Annotated in this window: 15 protein-coding genes; 7 read left to right on the forward strand and 8 right to left on the reverse strand. The window is 70.4% G+C overall.

Annotation, left to right across the window (positions count from 1 at the left end; all coding sequences use genetic code 11):
* The 3 genes from AC1D1T_RS19480 to AC1D1T_RS19490 all read left to right on the forward strand — a co-directional run.
* The coding region (locus AC1D1T_RS19480) for a sensor histidine kinase (protein ID WP_477992333.1) at positions 1–780 on the forward strand (780 nt) is incomplete at its 5' end.
* Complete coding sequence (locus tag AC1D1T_RS19485) at positions 768–1,415, forward strand: response regulator (protein WP_197066791.1); 648 nt, start codon at positions 768–770, stop codon at positions 1,413–1,415. The genes AC1D1T_RS19480 and AC1D1T_RS19485, both read left to right, overlap by 13 nt.
* A gap of 77 nt (positions 1,416–1,492) precedes the next feature.
* A complete protein-coding gene (locus AC1D1T_RS19490) occupies positions 1,493–1,864 on the forward strand; it encodes a response regulator (protein ID WP_047502129.1) in 372 nt (123 codons plus the stop codon).
* Between the two features lie 3 nt (positions 1,865–1,867).
* On the opposite strand, the gene AC1D1T_RS19495 is transcribed toward AC1D1T_RS19490, so the two are convergent.
* Positions 1,868–3,568: a BamA/TamA family outer membrane protein gene (locus tag AC1D1T_RS19495; protein ID WP_477825348.1), complete on the reverse strand. Its 1,701-nt coding sequence runs from the start codon at positions 3,566–3,568 to the stop codon at positions 1,868–1,870.
* A gap of 278 nt (positions 3,569–3,846) precedes the next feature.
* Between AC1D1T_RS19495 and AC1D1T_RS19500 the strand changes: the two genes are divergently transcribed.
* Entirely contained in the window at positions 3,847–4,191 is a 345-nt protein-coding gene (locus tag AC1D1T_RS19500) for a hypothetical protein (RefSeq protein ID WP_465112132.1), read from the forward strand.
* Between the two features lie 73 nt (positions 4,192–4,264).
* Here AC1D1T_RS19500 and AC1D1T_RS19505 read toward each other — a convergent pair whose 3' ends face one another.
* Positions 4,265–5,020, reverse strand: a complete 756-nt coding sequence (locus AC1D1T_RS19505) for a hypothetical protein (protein WP_477825349.1) — start codon at positions 5,018–5,020, stop codon at positions 4,265–4,267.
* A gap of 164 nt (positions 5,021–5,184) precedes the next feature.
* Between AC1D1T_RS19505 and AC1D1T_RS19510 the strand changes: the two genes are divergently transcribed.
* Positions 5,185–5,832: a hypothetical protein gene (locus AC1D1T_RS19510; RefSeq protein ID WP_477992334.1), complete on the forward strand. Its 648-nt coding sequence runs from the start codon at positions 5,185–5,187 to the stop codon at positions 5,830–5,832.
* Here AC1D1T_RS19510 and AC1D1T_RS19515 read toward each other — a convergent pair.
* On the reverse strand, positions 5,808–6,800 hold the full coding sequence (locus AC1D1T_RS19515) for a DMT family transporter (protein WP_477827323.1): 993 nt from the start codon (positions 6,798–6,800) through the stop codon (positions 5,808–5,810). The two genes, AC1D1T_RS19510 and AC1D1T_RS19515, sit on opposite strands and share 25 nt — an antisense overlap.
* 91 nt (positions 6,801–6,891) lie before the next feature.
* Here AC1D1T_RS19515 and AC1D1T_RS19520 point away from each other — a divergent pair, with 91 nt between their 5' ends.
* Positions 6,892–7,758: a LysR family transcriptional regulator gene (locus tag AC1D1T_RS19520; protein ID WP_047502123.1), complete on the forward strand. Its 867-nt coding sequence runs from the start codon at positions 6,892–6,894 to the stop codon at positions 7,756–7,758.
* Positions 7,759–7,825: 67 nt separating this feature from the next.
* Entirely contained in the window at positions 7,826–8,446 is a 621-nt protein-coding gene (locus AC1D1T_RS19525; RefSeq protein ID WP_156154715.1) for a hypothetical protein, read from the forward strand.
* Positions 8,447–8,475: 29 nt separating this feature from the next.
* Here the strand turns inward: AC1D1T_RS19525 and AC1D1T_RS19530 are convergent, their stop codons facing one another.
* From AC1D1T_RS19530 to AC1D1T_RS19550, 5 genes are all read right to left on the reverse strand, one after another.
* Positions 8,476–9,462, reverse strand: a complete 987-nt coding sequence (locus tag AC1D1T_RS19530) for a recombination-associated protein RdgC (protein ID WP_477827321.1) — start codon at positions 9,460–9,462, stop codon at positions 8,476–8,478.
* A 43-nt stretch (positions 9,463–9,505) separates the two neighbouring features.
* Complete coding sequence (locus AC1D1T_RS19535; protein WP_477992335.1) at positions 9,506–12,652, reverse strand: hypothetical protein; 3,147 nt, start codon at positions 12,650–12,652, stop codon at positions 9,506–9,508.
* Between the two features lie 148 nt (positions 12,653–12,800).
* Positions 12,801–13,679 carry a transglutaminase family protein gene (locus AC1D1T_RS19540; RefSeq protein ID WP_465112123.1) on the reverse strand — a complete coding sequence of 293 codons (879 nt, stop codon included), beginning with the start codon at positions 13,677–13,679 and terminating at the stop codon, positions 12,801–12,803.
* The gene (locus AC1D1T_RS19545; RefSeq protein ID WP_047502111.1) at positions 13,679–16,156 is read right to left on the reverse strand and encodes a circularly permuted type 2 ATP-grasp protein; all 2,478 of its coding nucleotides are present in this window, start codon (positions 16,154–16,156) and stop codon (positions 13,679–13,681) included. Before AC1D1T_RS19545 ends, AC1D1T_RS19540 begins: the two co-directional genes overlap by 1 nt.
* A gap of 417 nt (positions 16,157–16,573) precedes the next feature.
* Positions 16,574–18,086, reverse strand: a 1,513-nt coding sequence (locus AC1D1T_RS19550) for a transglutaminase family protein (protein ID WP_477992336.1), incomplete at its 5' end; no start/stop codon positions are given.

Genomic DNA, 18,086 nt, shown 5'->3' on the forward strand with positions numbered 1-18,086 from the left:
CTGTGGCTGCTGGCCGACGAGCAGCGCCGCCGCGACCGCGCCGAGGATTCGCTGCGGCGCTTCAGCCACATGCTCGAGAGCATGGTCGACGACCGCACCGAGGAAGTCCGCTCGGCGCGCGACCGGCTGCAGTCGTTCGCGAAGCAGCTGGACGACAGCATCGAGGCCGAGCGCCGGCGCCTGGCCCGCGAGGTGCACGACCAGTTCGGGCAGATCGTCACCGGCACCAAGCTGGTGGTGCAGCAGCTCGCGCGCGACCACCCCGGGCTGCCGGGCGACCAGCTGGCCCAGCTGACCGGCATGCTCGACGAATCGATCGTCATCGCGCGGCGCATCGCGACCGAGCTGCGCCCGCCGCTGCTCGACGACCTGGGCTTCGGGGCGGCGGTGTCGCACTTCGCCGAGCGGCTGACGCAGCCGGGGCAGCTGGAGGTCACGGCCGAGATCGACGACGACGAGCAGCTGGAGAGCGACCGCGCGAACCAGTTGTTCCGCATCGTCCAGGAGGCGACGACCAATGCGCTGCGGCATGCGCAGGCGACGCGCGTCTCGATCACCGGCTGCGAGTTCCGCGGCCTGTACGTGCTGCGCATCAGCGACAACGGCATCGGCCCGCAGCCGGTGCGCGCCGACGCGAGCGGCCTGCGCAACATGCGCGAACGCGCCGCGATGGTCGGCGGCGCGTTCGAGTTCGGGCCGGGGCCGGACGGCGGGTCGGAGGTGGTCGCCCGCATCCCGCTGCAGCAACCGGCCCGCGTGGAGGAAGCATGGACGACATGAAGGTGCTGATCGTCGACGACCACCCGATCATGCGGCTGGGCGTTCGCCAGCTGATCCTCGGCGCCTGGCCGGACGCCCGGATCGAGGAGGCGACGACGCTCGCGCAGGCCTGCGAGACGTTCCTGGCCTTCTCGCCCCGCTTCATCGTGCTCGACATGGGGCTGCCCGACACCACCGGCACCGAAGGCGTCAGCCGGATGCTGCAGCTGGCCGGGCCGGTGCCGATCCTGGTGCTGAGCTTCAACGTGGAAGCCGCCTATGCCGCGCGGCTGCTGAAGATGGGCGTCGCCGGCTACCTGCCGAAGGACCGGGCCGGCGACGAGCTGGTGACCGCGCTGCGGCGCATCGGCGAGGGTCGCCGCTACGTGACCGAGGCCGCCGCCGACCACCTGGTCGACCTGCTGGGCGGGCGCTCCGCCGCCGGCGAGCCGCACGAGCAGCTCTCGGCCCAGGAGCTGCGGGTGATGCAGCTGATCGCCGCCGGCAAGGCGCCGGCCGAGATCGCGCAGCTGATGGGGCTGTCGGTGAAGACGGTGGGCACCTACCGGGCACGGATGCTGGAGAAGACCGGCTGGAAGAACAACACCGAACTGACGAAGTACTGCGTGGCCCGCGGGCTGACGGACCCGGGCTGACGTGTAGGCAATCGCCCTCCATCCGATCGCTACGGCGTCTGGTTCACACGCTTCGCGGCCCGGCTTACCCTGCCCGGATGCCGCTGAACGTCGTCATCGTCGAAGACTCGGAGCTGATCCAGAAATGGCTGGAGAGGCTGCTGCTGGCCATCCCGGGCGTCAACGTGGTGGGCATCGCCGCGGCGGAGGACGAGGCCATCGAGATGATCGAGCGCCTGCGCCCCGGCGTCGTGACGCTGGACGTGGCGCTGTCGCCCGGCAACGGATTCAACGTGCTGAAGGCGCTGCGCGAGAAGGGCAACGACTGCAAGGCGCTGGTGCTGACCAACCAGGACTTGGCCGGGCTGCGGCCGACCGCGCAGAAATACGGCGCGGACGGGCTGTACGACAAGAGCCTGGACGCGGCGACGGTGATCGAGCGCGTGCGGCAGTGGGCGAGCGGCCCCTAGGGCCTAGAAGCTCTCCTTGACCTCGACGACGAACTGCGCCTTCTTGATCGAGCGGTCGCCGTCCAGCGGGAACGCGACGTCGACGTGGATCACGTTGCCGAGCGAGGTGCGGCTGTTGCCCAGGCGCAGCCCGAAGCCCACGTCCCTCAGCAGCTTGTGCGACGCGTCCGGCACCGCGCCCTGCCCCCAGGTGCGGCCCATGTCGTAGAACACCGCGCCGCCGACGTTGAAGAGCCGGAACGGGTACCAGTTCGTGAACACGCGCTGCTCGGTCGTGAACAGCCAGCGGCCGTCGCCGCTCTGGTAGCGCAGCGGGTAGCCGCGCAGCCCGTTGTCGCCGCCGAGCAGCACCTGCTGGCCGTCGTCCAGCCGCACGCCGCGCTGCGCCGACAGGTCCATGAAGAAGCTGCGGCGCGCCGATTGCCGCAGGTAGTAGCGGCCCTCCGCCTTGAACAGCGAGTTCTGCAGCTGTCCGTCCTCGACGCGGCCGAGCGCCGAACCGGACAGCAGCAGCGTCTGCCGCGGCGTCAGCGCATGGCCCACCGTCGCGGCCAGCGAGAACACCGTGGCGCGCCGATCCGCGCCGAGGCCCGGCAGCGATTCGCCCAGCTTGCCGGTGACGTGCCAGCCGAGCGACACGTCCTCGGTCTTGCCGATCTGGTCCTGGTTGCGCACCTCGCTGAAGGCGTCCTGGATCAGCTCGAAGCCGATCCATGGGTACACCAGCGTGCGTTCGGTGCCGGGCGGCGGCGCCTCGTTCGGCGGCACGACCAGCGTCGCGCGGTGTTCGTCGTACGCCACGCCGGCGGTCCAGCGCGTCACCCAGCCGTCCTGCAGACCGGCGGACCAGCCGCCATACACCGACATCGTGCGCTCGCGCACGTCGAGCTGGCGGATCACGTCGCCGCGGTCGTAGACGGAATCGACCCGCTCCTCGTCGCGCACCTGCGAACCGGCGCCCCACGCGGTGTCGAGCGCATAGAACGGCCGCTTGACGGCCAGCGCGTGCACATGGCCGTCGCTGTTGTTGGAGTACTGGGCCTGCAGGTCCCACCAGCTGTCGAGCACGTGGTTGTCGTGGTAGCTCAGCGTCTTGCTGCTGCGGTCGACCTCCGACTTGAACGAGAAGCCGAGCTCCTTGCCGAAGCCGAGCAGGTTGGCGTCCTCCAGGCTGAAGCCGCTGCTGTTCTTGCCGCCCGAGCGGCCGAGCGACACGCCGGGGTTCAGCGTCCACACGTCCTGCGTCACCACCTCGAGGTCGACGATGCCGTCGTGCAGCGCGACCGGCCGGATGTGCGCATCGCGGAAGTACGACTCGCGGCGCAGGATACGCTCCGACTCGCGCAGCAGCCGCGGGTCGTACGGCTCGCCGGGCTTGAACAGCAGGTGCGACGCGACCACCGATTCACGCGTCAGCAGGTGCAGCTTGTTGGCCCAGCGGAACAGCAGCCTGTCTTCTTCCGGCAGGCGCGTGTCGAAGAGGTTCAGGCGCTGGAAGCGCACCTCGCCGATGCGCGCGCCGGCGGCCACCAGCGCCGCGTCGTCCGGCACCTCGGCCGGGCGGGGCTTCTCGAACTCGGGAGGCTTCGGCCGCGGGGGGCCGTCGTCCGCCTCCGGTTCGGAGGCCGCCGCGGCCGGCGGCTCGGCAGCCTGCGGCTCGGCGGCCTGCGCCGCACAGCACGCGGGCACGAGCACCGCCCCCACGCCCAAGGTCCACCTTGCCGCACACGAGCTCACGCACCACGCCATCGCTTCCCTTCGGTTGAACTGTTCGCCCCGCGTCGTCCCGACCGTCCAGGCATGTTAGCGATGACAAGGCAGTCGGCGTGCCCGGTCGATCCGACAGACACGCGATGTGGCGGCAAGGCACACGGATTGCCACCCTTCGGTACCGCACCTTTGGGTCTCCGGGCCAAAAGAGCGGGATGCGACCGGCAGGGCCGGCGCGCCACCTCTTCCAACACCTGCAAAGGAGTCACACCATGACAAAGCTCTCCACCACCCTGACCCTCGTGTCTGCAGCCGCCCTGGCAGCCGTCGTATCGCTGTCCTCGGCCCAGTCGACGACATCGGGCACCACGGCCGCCCCGGGCTCGGCAAGCGCCGACCAGAGCCAGCCGAACGGCCCGACGACGACGGAAAGCACGACGCCGACCAACCAGAACATGACGGCGCAGCCGACCACCCAGGACACGCAGGTCAGCCCGAACAACTCGAACAATGCCAACCCGCCGGCGACGCTGGAGAACCGGACGACGCTGGACAACAGCGATTCGTCCAGCACGATCGCGAGCGATCCGCTGGCACCGCGCGCCGATCGCAACTGATCGTCGCCACGTCGGCTTCGAGGGCCCGGCAGGTTCGCTCTGCCGGGCCCTCGTTTCATTTCATTCCAGGGGGTCAGCGGACGGCGGCCTGCGCCAGCTGGGTGGTTGGCGCGGCGGGCCGCGGGTCGGGCATGCCGAACACCTCGGCCAGCGTGCGGCGGTCAGGCACCAGGTACACCATCGCGCGGCCGCGGCTGAACATCGGACTGATCACGCCGTCGTAGAACGCCGGCGGCAGGTTGATGCAGCCGTAGCTGATGCGGTTGTCGTCGACGCCCGGTGACGCGAGGCGCTGCGCGCGACGCTCGCGTGGGTTGGTGGTGCGCACGCGGTGCATCGACACCGCGGCGTCGTAGTCGACCCAGACGATGTCCTCGCCGTTGGCGTTGTGGCCGGGCCGGCCGATGAAGCGGCCGGCCGGCGTGATGCGCTCGGACGGCTTGATGTCGGCGATCGGCCGCCCGCCGATGCCCGGCACCGAATCGTCGCCTCGCGCCGCGCCCAGCAGCGCCGGTGCCGAACCGAGCAGCCGGCCTGCCGCATCGAACGCGAACACGTGGGCGCGCGGCTTGTCGATCAGCACGAACGGCAGCCCGCGGTTGTCGGCGCGACTGGCGACCCAGTCGCCGAGGCGACGCACCTCGGCGGACGCCGCCTCGGCACCGAAATCCAGCGTGCGTTTCGCGTACACCGGCAGCGCGTGTCGCGCGTTGTGCGCGAGCCGCTCCGGATGAACCGGCGACGGCGGTTGCGCGATCAGGCTCAGCACGATCGTCGCCGCGCCCAACAGGCCCGCGTTCACCCACTCCAGCACCGGTGATGGCTTCATGCCGACGCGTGGCAATCCCCGTGCCCGTGGGATAGCCAGCAGCGTCGCCTGCAGGCCTGATGGCGCATCGAACTGCGTCCACTTTGTCGCGCTTTTCGACGCACGTCCCGAGACCGGTCTCCCTACGATCCACCATCTTCACGCGAGCGAGCCAGGACCCGCCCATGCGATTTGCAGGTAAAGCAGTGCGATCGGCAATTCTTGCCAGTCTGTGGGCATGGGGCACGTGGGCCTGTGCGGCAGCTTCGACATCCGACACGTCATCGGACAGTTCGCAGGCCTCGCCCGAGGCCCGGCTCGCGACGCGCTGGATCCTCGACCACCACGACAACCAGGGCAAGCCGTTCGCGGTGGTCGACAAGAAGGCAGCGCAGTTGCGCATCCACGCGGCCGACGGCCGGCTGATCGGCAGCAGCCCGGCCCTGCTGGGCCTGGCCCCCGGCGATACCGCGATCGGCGACATCGCGCACCGCGCACCGTCCAGCCTGCGCCCGTTCGAGCGCACCACGCCGGCCGGCCGCTTCGAATCGCAGCCCGGCCGCAACCTGCACGGCGAGGACATCGTCTGGCTCGACTACGCCGCCTCGCTCGCGATCCACCGGCTGCGCCCGGCGGCGCCCGCCGAGCGGCGCGCGCAACGGCTCGCGTCAGCCTCGCCGGCCGACAACCGCATCTCGCTCGGCTGCGTGGTCGTGCCGGTGGTGTTCTACGAGCAGGTCGTCGCGCCGGTGCTCGGGCAGGCGCGTGCGGTGGTCTACGTGCTGCCGGAAGACCAGCCGGTGCGCGGCTACTTCGAGGCACAGTCGCTCTGACACGATCCCGGATTGACATCCGGGCTACCGACACTCGTGGCCCGGATGTCAATCCGGGACTCCTGTCGCGCGCTCCACAGCGCCGCGCCCATCAGCAGCATCCCGGCCGACTGCAGCGCGCTCAGGCTGCGCCCGTACACCAGCCAGTCCACGCCCACCGCGGCGAACGGGTAGACGAACTGCAGCAGCGCGATGCGGGCCGTCGGCAGGCGTGCCATGCCGGCATACAGCAGCACGTAGGCCAGGCCGGTGTGGATCACGCCGAGCCCGGCCAGCCAAGCCCAGGCGGCAGGCTGCGCGGGCCAGCCCTGCGTCAGCGGCCACCAGGCCGTCAGCACGACGCCGACCGCGCACTGCCACGCCGCGAGCGCCAGCGACGACGCGCCCTGCACCCGCTTCGCGATCAGCGTGACCGCCGCGTAGCTGAGCGAGCCGCCCAGGCACATCGCGAGACCGGCCAGGTAGCGCGTCGACCACGGTTCGCCCTGCGCGTGCTCCGCCAGCCCGGTGGCCAGCGCGAGCCCGAGCAGCGCGACGCCGGCCGCGAGCCACCGGCGCGCGCCGATGCGCTCGCGCAGCCACCAGGCGCCGAAACCCATCACCCACAGCGGCTGCACGTGGAACACCACGGTCGCGACGCCGATCGACGTGCGCTCGATCGCCGCGAAGAACAGCGCCCAGTTCGCCACCATCAGCACGCCGCAGGCGAGCGCAGCCGCCAGCGCTTTCGGCGACAGCCGCAGCTCGCGCAGGCGGCCGGTGGCGGCGGCCCACGCGAGCAGCGCGAGCCCGCCGAAGGCGCAACGGAAGCACACCGCCATCAGCGGATGCTGGCCGGCCTCTTCGACGAACACGCCGAGCGTGCCGAGCAGCAGGCCGCCGGCGGTCATCAGCAAGGCGCCCTGCCCCGCCGGTGACGCAGCAGGCAGCGCGAAGGTTGCGGTACGGGTGTGCAAAGGGCTGCTCATGACGCGATCGTCGGCGCCGGACTTCATCCCGTAAAGCGCATAGTTCAGCTTGCTACCATTCGATTTCCTGCTGCTTGCACGGACCCATGCCATGACCACCCCCGACCTCCAGCTCGACTGGCTGCGTGCCTTCGTCGCCGTCGTCGATGCCGGCTCGCTGACGGCCGCCGCGCCGCAGGTGCACCGCTCGCAGTCGGCACTGAGCATGCAGATCCGCAAGCTGGAAGACGCCGTCGGCCGCCCGGTGCTGACGCGCGGCCCGCGCCACCTGGCGCTGACACCGGCCGGCCACGAGCTGCTCGGCTACGCGCGCCGCCTGCTGGAGCTGCATGCCGAGGCGCTGGGCGCGCTCGGCGGCACGCGCGTCAGCGGCCATGTGCGGCTGGGCGTGCCTGACGACTACGCGGTGGCTTACCTGGCGCCGGTGCTGCGCACCTTCGCGAGCCGCCATGGTGGCGTCGAGATCACGCTGGCCTGCGCGCAATCCACCGCGCTGATCCCGCAGGTGCAGCGCGGCGAGATCGATGTCGCGATCGTCACGCGCGACCGGCCGCAGCGCGGCACGCTGCTGTTCCGCGAGCCGATGGTGTGGGTCGGTGCGGCGCAGCACGAGGCCTGGCGGCGCGAGCCGCTGCCGCTCGCGATGTACGAGGCCGGCAGCCTGGCGCGCAAGGCGGTGCTGGCGGCGCTGGCGGGGCAGCGGCGGCAGCACCGGATCGTGACCCACAGCGAGAGCCTGGTCGGGCAGCTGGCGGCCGTCGAGGGCGGGCTGGCGGTGGCGGCGCTGACGCGCTGCAGCGTGCCGGCCGGCTTGCAGATCCTGGACGCGCGCCACCAGCTGCCGCCGCTGGCCGACATGGAGGTCGCGGTGCTGCGCAGCCCGGCCAGCGCGGGCCATGCGGCGGTCGATGCGATGCAGGCGCAAATCGTGAATACCTTGCGCCGTCCACCCTCCTGAGGGATGGACGGCCGGCGCGGACGCAGCAGAATCCCACCCCACCCAAGAACAACAGGAGGGGTGAAACGTGAAGAGATCGACTCAGGGCGTGCTGGGTGCCGCCATCGCCATCTGCGCCACCATCGCAGCGCTGGCCGCGGCACCCACCGCCTCGGCGCAATCGCTGTACCGCTGCAAGTCGGGCAATTCGACCTACGTGTCCGACCGGCCGTGCACCACCGGTGCCGCCTCGTCGTTCGGCACCATCGGCCCGCAGAGCAACAACAACACGTACCAGCAGCCGTCCTCGACGTACGTGCAGCGGCCGCCGAAGACGGCCGAGCACGTCAGCTACCTGAGTTCGGCCTGCGCCGACATCGCCGAGGCGATCCGCACCGGCCCGGCGCGCGGCGTGCGCGGCGACGTGATCAGCGGCTTGCACGAGGAGTACCGCCAGAAATGCGCCGACGACGACGCGGCGGCGCGCCAGCGGCTGGCCGAGGACAGGCGCAACGAGCGCGATGCGAAGCGCTCGGTGCAGACGGCGGCCCAGCAACAGCAGCAGCAGACGCGCATCGCGAGCGAGCAGTGCAACGAGCTGCTGCGCATCCTCGCGGCCAGGCGCCGGCAGACGGCGACGATGAACGACGGCGAGCGTGCCGACCTGCAGCGCTCGGAGACGAACTACGCGGAGCGCTGCAAGCACTGATCCGGCTCACGCCGGACCGGCCCGGACCCTCAGGCCGCCAGCGGCTGCGCGCTCGGGTCGGCAGGCGCTGCGGGCTGTGCCGAGGGCCCGGCCGCCGCCGCGCCGGTGACGGCATCGCGCTGCAGCTCGCCGCCCAGCGCCTCGATCAGCGCGGGGATCAGCTGCTTCAGCTCGCCGGTGACCAGCGCGACATCGGCGTCGAAGTGGTCTTCGTCCTTGGTGGCGGTGGACGTGCCTTCGAGCACCACGTCGAGCAGCTTGAGCTTCTTGATCGTCATCGCATCGCTCAGCACGAAGGACACGCGCGACGACCAGGTCATCGCGAGCGACGTGGGCAGCTTGCCCTGCACGATGTGCTGGCCGACCTCGTCGATGTCGAGCGTGTGGCGTGCGTACTTGACGGTGGCCTTCTCGCTGTCGGGCTGCTTCAGCTCGCATTCGCGGTCGACCGTGAAGCCGGCCGGCGCTTCCTTGCTGGTCAGCCATTCGGCCATCGCGGTGGCGGGCGAGATCGCGCTTTGCGCGAGGCTCAGCCGGATGCCGCCGCCGAGCAGCTCGACCAGCATCGTGACGACGCGGTCGGCCTTGGCCGTGCTGGCCGCGTCGATCACGACGAAGCCGGCGCGAACGTCGATCCACACCAGCGTGGCGGAGCGCTTCGGGAAGGCGCGCGGCAGCAGGTCCTGCACGATCTCTTCCTTCAGCTCCTTGGCGATCTTGCCCTTCGGGCGGCGGCCGGTCTCGGCCTCGATCCGGTCGAGCCGGGCCTCGAGTTCGGCCTTGATCACCGACGAGGGCACCGCCTTGCGCTCGACGCCCAGGCGCAGCACCAGCTGGCCGCCGACGTTCTCGATCAGCGCGCCCTCCTTGTCACCGCGCGGCTGCAGCCAGCCGGCGGATTCGGGCTGCGTGGCGCCGCAGGCGGTGAAGCGGCTGCCGGCCAGGCGTTCTTCCACCTCTTCGAGGGGCGGCGGGTTCCATTGGTCGATGCGGTAGAGGAGCGCGTTCTTGAACATGGGCACAGCGGGAGTGGGGCCCGGATTGTAGAAGGCCGCGCGGTCAGGCCGGATTCTCGAGGTAAACGACGCGAACGTCTTCTTGCAGGTGTGCGGCGCCGTACGCCTGCAGGGCCGCCTCCACGCTTTTGTAGCGCTTGTCCAGGTAGGCCTTGTTCGTTCGCCCGCCACTCGGCCTGAATCGCCATGGCTTGGCTTCGGACCCCTCCAACTTCTCGAGCAGATCCAACGGACAGGACGACCGCATCGAGGGCCCCGCTACCACCACGCGGTGGATCGAGGGGCTTGCGAGGTCGCCCGTGACGCCCTCGTCGGGCACGATCAAGCGGGAGCGCAGCACGCTGTCTCCCGGGCGCCGCGAACGTTCGAAGGCCTGTTCGATCTCCAGCAACGTTCGGGCACCTCGGACATCCTCGATGAAACGCGTATCCGCACCGGCCGGATCCTTTCGGAGCAGCCAACGCACCGCCGCCGCCGGCGCATCGCTTTCGACCCGCACCGGCAGCGGCCGGTCCCAGTCACCCCGCGCGATCCACCTCGCCAACGCGCCGGCCCGGATGATCGCGACCCGCTGGCGGCCCAGATCGCAGTAGCAATCTCCTGCCGCGTTTCGCCACCAGACGCCGCCCGGGAACTCATTGCGGATCGAAGGATGCGCGGCCAGCGCGTCAGGCGCGCGGCCAGACTCATCGCAGGCCCCGACGGCGAATCGACGCGCCCATTCCTCGCGCAGCGCGGTATGGAGCGTCGCCCGCTGGGCATCCGTCGCCACGGACTCCGGCAGCGGATGGCCAGGTGCCAGCATCTTGAGTGCGGCCGACAGTTCACGAGGCGTGCGCAGGCGGGTGGCAGCCGCCGCGTCGTCGGGATGGCTGCAGATGTGCCGGATCGCCCGCGCGCCCGGTTCCCACTGCGTCTGGGCAAACTGGCAGAACGCCTTCAGGTCGCGGTGCACCGCGCTGCCCTGCTGCCACGCGAACCCCTTGCGGTCGCCGGTTTCCTTGGCGACCGCCTTCAGCAACGACTTCGCCTGATCGATGAACAGCGCCGGCGGCACGCTGCGGAACAGGCGGGCCGCTGCAGCCCACATCTCATCGTTCGTCAAGGCTGACGATGCAGCGAGGTGGCCGTTGTGGTCCAGCCATTCGTTCATCGCATGCAGGTCGATCTGCTCTCCCTTCAGATGACGCTCGAGGAGCCTCACGAACTTGCCGGCGTCGGGGTTCGAGCTCTTGCCGAGGCGCGCGATCCAGCAGGCTGCATGGAAGCTCGGCAGCAGCGCCCCCGGTGCCAGCTTGGGCAGTGCCTCAGGCAGCCCGAAGACAGCGCCGTACTCCCGGCGGCGATCCATCAGCTCCTGCCACTCGATGTCGCGCGGATGCACGCCCCGTTTGCGCAGCTTGTCGGAGCGTGCGCGGATCATCCTCTCAATGTCGTCGAACAGCGCCTCGTCGATATTGGCAACAGCCACCACCGCCTTGATGTGGGGCTCAAGCACGTCCGGATGGCCCCCGGCGGGTCGGCGTGCCAGCAGCCCGGCGAATTCATCCAACGCGGCGACCGCCTGGGTGTCGGGATTGACGGTGTGGATGGTCCTGCCGGCAAAGCCATCCCGGCCGCCGGTCCAGTAGCCCGAAGTCCTCGCCACCGACAGCAGCGGCCTCTCCTTCCCCTCTTCTTTCATTTCCGCGCGCAGACCGGCCCGGTCCGCGGCCGAGGTGGTGGCAGCCAGCAGCGTGGCATCGTACTGCTCGCGGCGCAGACGGGCGCGCATGGCCTCCCGCGTCGCCGCCTTCCCGACATAGCTTCCCAGATACGCCGCGCTGACGGCCCCGCCCACGACCGTGGCGGCCACACCGACAGGCCATACCACCGCGTTCGTCGCGACGAACGCGGTGACGAGCGCGCCGGTCGCCAGCGGAGCTGCCACGGCCGCATTGGCAACGCCCTTGGCCAACCGCGCGCGCCCGCAACGCATCTCGTAGCGGGCTTGCTTCATCAGACGCCGCTGACGCTTCAGCGCGCCGTTCAACACCTGGATGAGCAGGTCGCGGTCGGCGCTTCGCTGCGCTGCGGAGGTGTCCTTCAGGCTGTCGATCTGCTGCTGGAGATGCCCGCAGTGGGCCTTGCAGCGGCGGTACTCCTTCTTGCGAAAGCTGATCTCCTGGCGTCCGACCACGACATCGATGCCGGCGGACGCCAACGAGAGGGGCGGAGCCGCCGCCCCCAGCCCCATGCCGGCCCCGCTCAGGCCCAGCGACGCGAGGTTGGCGCCCGACGCGATCTTCATGCCCATGCCGACGACGCCCAGCGACGTGCTGACGGTCGTCAAGCCGGTGTCTCGCAGCGTGGCGGCGCAGCAGCGCCTCCACGCCTGGCGCGCCGCCTTGTCGAACAGCTTGCATCGAGAGAGTGCCGTCCGGCAGCGGAGGAAGCCGCAAACTTCTTCCGGGCTCGAGAGCTTCTCCTCCGCAGGGTTGTGAACCTCTTCCGAGCTCGAGTGCTCCTTCGCCGCACGGTTGGCAAGGTATGCCTTGAAGTGCCGATAAAAGACGACCACCTCGACCTTCCAGCGGTCCTGCTCGTCAACCGTGTCGAGGAACATGTTGAACATGTCCAGGCCGTCGAGCAACGAGCAGCCGGCCGCCACGCCGCCTGCGATCCCCAGCGCCTGCAGCCCCCCTGCAGGAGGCTCGAAGCCGGGGCCGGTCGATGCGGTCGCGGCATTCAATCCGGTGCGGAACAGCGCGCAGTCCGCCCACAAAAATGCCGAGGAACCCGTCACGGTCGGCACCAGCGTCCCGGCATCGCCGCCGCTCCTGAAGGCCTTGCTGCCCTCGGTGCGCGGACGATCCAGGCCGCGCCGGATCGCGAACTCGGCCCGCCGCCGTGCCTTGGCCGGCAGTTTCCGCACACGTGCATAGCGGGGCGCACAGGAAGGTCGCACTCCCGGCTGGTAGTCGCCGTGCTTGTCCAGGGTCACCAGCCCCTTGCGCAGCAGCTCTTTCGCCAGCTTGTCGACCTTGGACTGGATCTTGTCTTCGACCAGTGCCTTCAGCTGGGCCACGGCCTCCTTGGCACGCTCTGCCGGATCTTCGATCGCACGAGCGATCGGGAGATCGGCCCCGTTCTTGCGAAGTGACACGCAATACGGCCTACCGTGCGGATGAAGAAAGGCTGCGCCGTACATGAGCAAGTCTCCTCAAGCTCAAACGGCCCCCCTCTCGACTCACTCCGGCTCACCGAGGACATCCAGGGGCACTGCACGCTGAGTGGCGGTGCCGGCCAGTTCGTTCGCTGTACAGATGAACTACACCCAACCCGGCATCAGGCCGCCTTCAGACCGGCATCACGCTCACCGACACATCCAGCTGCTGCTCGCCGCCCCCGAGGATCACGCCGCGCAGCGGCACCACGTCGGCGAAGTCGGCGCCCCAGGCGAGCGTGATGTAGCGCTCGTCGGCCAGCTGGTTGTTGGTGGGATCGAACTCCACCCAGCCGTGCGCCGGCGAGTACGCGGCCACCCAGGCGTGCGACGCATCGACGCCCAGCAGCCGCGGCTGCCCCGGCGGCGGATCGGTCAGCAGGTAGCCCGACACGTAGCGCGCCGGCAGCCCGTGCCCGCGCAGGCAGGCGATCATCAGGTGGGCGAAGTCCTGGCAGACGCCGCGCCGCTGGTACAGCACCTCGTCGACCGAGGTGCTGACGGTGGTCGCCCCGGCCTCGAATTCGAAGTCATCGTGGATCGCCTGCGTCAGCGCGGCAAGGGCCTCGAACCAGTCGCGCCCCGGCGCGAGCGCCTTGCGCGCATACAGGCGTGCGCCCTCGGACAGCGGCACCAGCACCGTCGGCTCGCACATGCGGGCCGGCTCCAGCGCACCGAGCGTCGGCGTGTTGCGCACCGCATCGCGCACCGATTCCCAGGGCTGCGCGGCCGACGCCCACACCGGCCGCGTGCCGACCTCGACCGTACAGGCCATGCGCACCCGCAGCAGGCGGTGCGCGCCATGCAGCCCGAAATGCGTGACCGCGTTGCCGAAGCTGTCGGGCGCCTCGTGGCGCTCGTCGGGCGGCGGGTCGATCTGCAGCGCATGCGACAGCAGCTTCTGCCACGGCAGCTCGCGCGGCGCCAGCCGGGCCAGCTGCCACGACTGCGAGACCGGCGCCGCATACGCGTAGCGCGTCTCGTGCTCGACGGTGTAGCGCGCGGCTGGCATCAGGCCACCAATGACAGCACGCTGCGCGAGGCCGCGTGCGAGAAGAACTTCAGCGTCAGCTCGTCCGACACCGTGTAGGCGGCGCGCTGCAGCTGGTCGATCACCGCGGCCAGCGCCTCGCTCTCGGGGTGCAGGTCGTGCGCGCCGAGCGCCAGCAGCGCGGCCTGCGCCGGGCCGAGCACATCGCTCGCGAAGCGGCCGTGCGTGCGTTCGAGCTTGTCGACGTACTCCACCAGCCCCTTCACCTGGAAGGCCACCGAGCGCGGGTTGGTGTCGTCGCGCAGCAGCAGGTCGAGCACCGGCAGCCACTCCGGCGCCACCAGGTAGCGCGAGCGGTAGGTGACGGTGGAGTCGGCCAGCTCCAGCAGCCAGTCGAGCCCGCTGCTGCGGCCCTCGCGCGTGGCGACCTTCAGCGTCAGGCACAGGTTCGACAGCCGCTCGATGCGCCGCCCGATCGACAGGAAGCGCCACGAGGTGCTGCGCGTCATGCCGTCGAGCACGAAGCCCGACAGCGTCATCATCGACGTGACCGCGCGGTCCAGCCAGGCCAGCGCCAGCGCGAGCGAGCCGCCGCGCTGGAACACCGGGTCGGCGATCAGCTGGTTCAGCGTGCGCCAGTTGTCGGCCGACATGCGGTCGCGCAGGCTGAATGCGACGCGCAGCAGTTGTCGCAGCCGCACGCTCAGGCCCTCTTCCGGGTGCGTCGCGGCGCGCAGCAGCTCGGTGCCGACGTTGTCGAGCGAATCGATCAGGCCCATGCGCCTGGCCAGCGCGAGCGTCGGCGTCAGGCCGTCTTCCGGGTCGTCGGCGCGCGCATCGACATTGCCCAGCACCCCGGCCACCGCGACGCGCAGCAGCCGCGCCGACGCATCGCAGCGCTCGCCGTAGCGGCCGAACCAGAACAGGTTCTCGGCGGTGCGCGACGGCACGTTGCCCTTGGTCGTCACCAGGTCGGGCGGCGTCACGGTGCGCGTGAGCAGCGAGAACGACGCGTTGACCGGCCGGTCGGACAGCACCCAGGTGTCCTTCGAGCGCCCGCCGCGCTGCATGCCGATGACGCGGTCGTCCTCGTCGCCGGCCACGCGGGTCAGGCCGCCCGGCATCACGCGGTAGCCGTTCGGCGTCGCGACCGCGAACACGCGCAGCCCGACGGTGCGCGCGCTCAGGTGCTCGCCATGGCGCCCGGTGCCGCGCGGCTCGCGCTCAAGCACCGGCGCCTGCGACACGTGCACCCATTCCTGCGCCACGTAGCGCTGCGGGCGTGCCGCCACGCGGGCGCGCAGCAGCAGGCGTTCGTCGTCGGAGAGGTCGGCGCCGAACACCGCCGGCTCGTTGGCCGAACGGTCGAGAGGCTTGATGATCAGGTGGTCGATGCGCTTCCAGGCGTCTTCGAAGGCCGCCGGTTCGCCCAGCCACCAGGTGGCGACCGAGGGCAGCAGCAGCGGCTCGCCGAGCAGCTGCTCGCTGAGCTGCGGCAGGTAGCCGAGCAGCGCGCCGGATTCGAGCACGCCGGAGCCGAGCGCATTCGCGAGCAGCACGGTGCCGCGGCGCGCGCAGTCGGTGAGGCCGGCCACGCCGAGCGCCGAGTCGGAGCGCAGCTCGAGCGGATCGCAGTAGGCGTCGTCCTGGCGGCGCAGCAGCGCATGCACGCGCTTCAGGCCGTCGACCGTCTTCATCCAGACGCAGCCGTCGCGCACCGTCAGGTCGCTGCCCTCGACGAGCGAGAAACCGAGGTAGCGCGCGAGCAGCGCATGCTCGAAGTAGGTCTCGTTGTAGGGCCCCGGCGTCAGCAGGCCGATCAGCGGCGGACCGTCGCCCTTGGGGGCCAGGCGCAGCAGCGATTCGCGCAGGTTCGAGAAGAACGCCGCCAGGTGCTGCACGTGCAGGTCGCGGAACATCTGCGGGAACACGCGAGAGACGACGAGGCGGTTCTCCAGCGCATAGCCGGCGCCCGACGGGGCCTGGGTGCGGTCGTCGACGACCCACCAGCGGCCGTCGGGCGAGCGCGCCAGGTCGGCGGCGTACTGGAACAGGTGCACGCCGCCGGCCGGGCGGATGCCCTGCACCTGGTGCAGGTAGCCGCTGTGGCCGAACACCACCGACGGCGGCACGCTGCCGTTGCGCAGCAGCTCCTGCGGGCCGTAGATGTCGGTCAGCACGCGGTTCAGCAGCTCGGCGCGCTGCGCGATGCCGGCCTCGATCTCGTCCCATTCGGCGGGCGAGATCAGCAGCGGCAGCGGATCGACCTCCCAGGGGCGGTCGGCGCCCTGCGGGTCGGCATAGACGTTGTAGGTGATCCCGTTCTCGCGGATCTCGCGTTCCATCAGCGACAAGGTGTCGCCGATGTCGGGCCCCTGGCGCTGGGCCAGGGTCTCCAGGAAAGCTTCCCAGTGGGGGCGTGGCGCGCCGGGCGCCGCGAGCAACTCGTCGTAGCGACCCTCGTGGACGGCGTATCCCTCAAGCAATGTTCTGAGCATGTGTCGACTTCAAACCAGTCGCCAGTTTGTCATGGAACCGCCCCCCCCAGTGGCTGCGCGCTCCTGCCCCCACGGGGCGCCAACGCGGGATCAACCCTCATTTGTTCGCTTGTCATCTCCCCAAAGGCAGGGCGGTGGCAGAAGGCGCGAGCGGGGAGTCTGGGGAGCGCCAATAAGGGAGTGGCGCCGGAGCTGGCTGGTTTCATGGCCCGCGTGCGTCAGCACGCTTCGTGAACTGACTGTCGCCCACTGTTTGACCACAACGAACGAAGTGAGTGGCGGGAGTTTGGGCGACGGGCCATGAAACCAGTCAGCGCAGGGGAGTCTTCGCCCCCCCGGGGGCGAAGACCGGCGCGACGGCGAGCCCCAGACTCCCCGCTCGCGCCTTCCGCGTCGATACGCGAACGAACGAACGAACTACAAAGACGCCCTCCGCAAATCCAGCGTGAACGGGAAGTTCGGGTTGCGCTCGTCCTTCGGCAGCACCATCACCCCCGGCGTGTGGCCGACGCGGAAGAAGCGCGCCAGCCGCCGCGCCTCGGCCTCGTACGCATTGACCGGCGCGGTGTCGTAGTTGCGCCCGCCCGGGTGCGCCACGTGGTACTGGCAGCCGCCCAGCGAGCGGCTCATCCAGCTGTCGACCAGGTCGATCGTCAGCGGCGCATGCACAGGAATGCTCGGGTGCAGCGCCGACGGCGGGTTCCAGGCCCGGTAGCGCACCGCACCGACGAACTCGCCGACCTTGCCGGTCGGCTGCATCGGGATCGCGCGGCCGTTGCAGGTCAGCACATGGCGGTCGCCGACCAGCCCGGTGGCCCGCACCTGCAAGCGCTCGACCGACGAATCGACGAAGCGCACCGTGCCGCCCGGCGCGCCCTCCTCGCCCATCACATGCCACGGCTCCAGCGCCAGCCGCAGCTCCACCTCGGTGCCCATCGCATTGAAATCGCCCAGCCGCGGGAAACGGAAGTTCAGGTGCGGCGCGAACCACTCCGGCTTGAACGCATAGCCGAACTGGTTCAGCTCCTCGAGCACGTCGCACAGGTCCTGCCAGATGAAATGCGGCAGCATGAAGCGGTCGTGCAGCTCGGTGCCCCAGCGCTTCAGGCGCGGCGGCTGGTACGGGCGCTGCCAGAAGCGCGACACCAGCGCGCGCATCAGCAACTGCTGCGTCAGGCTCATGCGCGCATGCGGCGGCATCTCGAACGCACGCATCTCCAGCAGCCCGAGCCGGCCGGTCGGGCCGTCGGGCGAGTACAGCTTGTCGATGCAGAACTCGGCGCGGTGCGTGTTGCCGGTCACGTCGATCAGCAGGTTGCGCATCAGCCGGTCGACCAGCCACGGCGGCGTGTAGCCGCTGCCTTGCGCCGCGATTCGTTGCAGCTCGGCGAACGCGATCTCGATCTCGTAGACCGAATCGTTGCGTGCCTCGTCGACACGCGGCGCCTGGCTGGTCGGGCCGATGAACAGCCCCGAGAACAGGTAGCTCAGCGCCGGGTGGTTGTGCCAGTAGCCGACCATGCTGGCCAGCAGGTCGGGCCGGCGCAGGAACGGCGAATCGGCCACGGTGGCGCCGCCCAGCACGAAGTGGTTGCCGCCGCCGGTGCCGGTGTGCCGGCCGTCCACCATGAACTTCTCGGTCGACAGCCGCGTCTCGTGCGCCGCCTGGTACAGGTGCGTGGTCTGCTCGACCAGCTCGCCCCAGCTGTGCGCCGGGTGGATGTTGACCTCGATCACGCCGGGGTCGGGCGTGACGCGCAGCGTCGACAGGCGCGGGTCCTTCGGCGGCTCGTAGCCTTCGAGGATCACCGGCAGCTTCATCTCGAGCGCGGTGTCCTCGACCGCGGCGACCAGCTCCAGGCAATCCTCCAGCGCGGTCGCCGGCGGCATGAAGACGTAGAGCCGCCCGCCGCGCGGCTCGGCGCTGATC

It is taken from the genome of Rhizobacter sp. P2_H3, assembly GCF_056403355.1.